Below are 2578 nucleotides of genomic sequence, written 5' to 3' on the forward strand. Positions count from 1 at the left end.
CGGCGCGCTCGGCGTAGTTCTCCGCCTGCGACTTCTGCTGGTACGCGAACGAGGCAACGATGCTGACGCCAGGTGCGGTGAGGTCGGGCTTCATCACTTCTTCCGCAGCCAGGTTCGGGCCACGCGAGGAGAAGTCCGCCATCACCGGGGCGACCAGGCCGGGCACCTGGTAACGCGCGCCGATGCTGGCACTGGGCGAGGCCTTGGTTGCGTAGCTGCGCACGGCGTCACGGTCGCTCATGGCCAGGTGCACCGTGGGCACGGTGTGCCAGTCGGCGTCCAGCTCCGCAGCCTGGGTGTTGAGCAGCACCATGCCCTTGCCACCTGCGCGCTTGACCTCGGCGCTCTTGTCCAGGCGAGCGGTGGCATCCCCCCGGTCGCAAACGACGATCTTGCCCGCGGCCTTGCTGCTGTCCAGGCTGTTGGGTGAGCACCAGTTGGCCTGGCTGCCCGACACGCCCGCGGCCGGAATGTCCTGCGCCAGGACCAGCGGGGCCGCCGGCAGGGCGGTGGCGTTGAACGAGGCGCCGCTGTAGGCAGCGCCATTGCCCAGCGTGAGCTGCGCATAGGGGTTGCGGTCGTGCGTGGAGGCGGCCACCGTGGTCACCCATGGGCCCGGGTTCTGCACCGTGTTGTACGGGCCGTTGTTGCCCGCCGCGGCGGCCACGAAGATGTTGGCGTTGGAGGCGCCGAGGAAGGCCATCTCCACCGGGTCCAGCATGTTGTACGGGTCGCTGGTGACCGAGAAGTTGATCACGTCCACGCCGTCGGCCACTGCTGCGTCGATGGCCGCGATGATGTCGCTGGTCATGCCCACGCCCTGCGGCACGCCGGCCACCACCGCGGTGAACAGTGCCTTGTAGGAGGCCAGGCGTGCCCGCGGCGCCATGCCGCTGGTGCTGCCGAGGTAGACGCCCTTCGTGTCGTAGGCCGGTGCCAGCGCATTGCCGCCAGCGGTCGACAAGGTGTGCGAGCCGTGTCCGTTTTCGTCGCGCGGCGAATCGGAGAAGGTGCCGAACCACGGCTCGGTGCCGCTGGCCAGCCAGCCGGTGTTGAACAGCCTGGCGCCGATCAGCTTGTGGTTGCAGGCCGTGGCCGGGAAGGCCGGTGCCACGGTGCAGCCGCCTTTCCAGTGCGAAGGCGCAGGCCCGTAGGCCACGGTGCCGCCGCTGGCAACCGGCACGCCATTGGCATCCACCTGGTCATAGAAGGCCGGGTTCTCGGGCTGCACGCCGGTGTCGATGGTGGCGATGATCACGTCCTCGCCCAGCACGGACAGGCCCTTGCGCTGCTGCGACCACACGCCCTTTGCGCCGTCCAGGCCCAGGAAGCTGGGCGTGGAGACGGTGTCGGCCAGGCGTGGTGTGTCCGGCGCGACCAGGCGCACCTTGCCGGTGGCCTTCAGGCGCTGCACCTGGTCCAGCGTGAGGCGGGCGGCAAAGCCGTTGAAGCTGACGCTGTAGCGATGCGTGGCTTTCACGCGCGAGCCGAGCGAGGCCAGCAGTTGGTCCTGCTCGCGGGCCAGGTGGCTGCGGTAGGCCTGGACGTGCGCGGCGCGCACGTCCAGGTGCTGACCTTCGCCCACCTGGGTGGCGGCCAGGCTGGGCAGGTTGCCGGTGTAGCTGGCGGCGGGTGGCGCGTTCAGCTGAACGATGTAGCGCTGCGCGGGTGGCGCTGTCTTCTTGGCGGGGGCGGCGCCGTGGCTGGCGGCCGAAAGGCCGGCCAGCAGCAGCGCGCCGCACAGGCGGTGGAAAGCGTGGGTCATGCGGACTCCGGGGAACCTGAAGGAGGAGAGCGGAAAGGGGTAGCAATAGAGGGCGGCACTCACGCGGGACCGGGGGCTCAGCTTGTGGCTGGCGCCGGTGGCGGTGGTGGTGCAGTCCGGTGTCCGACGGTAGATGCAAGGCCGGGGCCGCGACATCAGGGCGGGGCCCCGTCGCGCGGGGTCGATGGGCGCTTGGTGGCAAGCGACCTGCGATTTTTAGAAACTATCGTGCGGCTGGCTCGGCGGCGGCGCCTTCCCAGGCCCTGTCCACCACCGCTTGCGCACCGTGTCAGGCCGATCGAGGTGCCTTTTTCAAAGGGATGCGGCCGCCAGCGAGACTGGCGTGGTCTGCAGGCTGCGCCATTGCGAGGGCAACATGCCCATCTGCTCGCGGAATTCGCTCGCAAACAGGGCGGCCGAGCGGTAGCCCATGGACGCGGCGATGTCGCGGATGGGGCGGTCGGTGTGCAGCACCAGGTTGGCAGCGAACTCCAGCTTCTTGCGCTTCAGGTAGGCCGAGAGCGTGGTGGCGCGAGCCGACTTGAAGGCGTCGTCCAGCGTGCGGCGGCTGACACCGCAGGCGGCGACCACCTCGGCCACGCTCGGGTTTTCGGCCACCCGCAGCTCGATCAGGCGCAGCGCTCGCTTCAGGCAGGTGGGCTCCAGCGCCCGCAAACGGTGCAGGGGCTCGGCCACCGCGTCGCCTGGCAGTTGCGGCTCCACATCGGCCGGCACGCGCTGGTCGGCGTGTTCGGCCGAGCCAGCCGCGTTCATGATCAGCGCGTAGTGGCGCTTGTAGGCGGCCAGCGCGGC

The 2578-nt window shown here is 69.9% G+C and carries 2 protein-coding genes; both read right to left on the reverse strand.

Annotation, left to right across the window (positions count from 1 at the left end; genetic code table 11):
- Positions 1–1765 (reverse strand): S8 family serine peptidase (locus tag FKP22_RS26860; protein WP_170201112.1); only part of this gene is annotated, 1765 nt, incomplete at its 3' end.
- A gap of 312 nt (positions 1766–2077) precedes the next feature.
- Positions 2078–2578, reverse strand: a 501-nt coding sequence (locus tag FKP22_RS26865; protein ID WP_141291024.1) for a helix-turn-helix transcriptional regulator, incomplete at its 5' end; no start/stop codon positions are given.

The sequence above is a fragment of the Ideonella azotifigens genome (genome assembly GCF_006519715.1).
In the GTDB taxonomy this organism is placed as follows: domain Bacteria; phylum Pseudomonadota; class Gammaproteobacteria; order Burkholderiales; family Burkholderiaceae_C; genus Ideonella; species Ideonella azotifigens.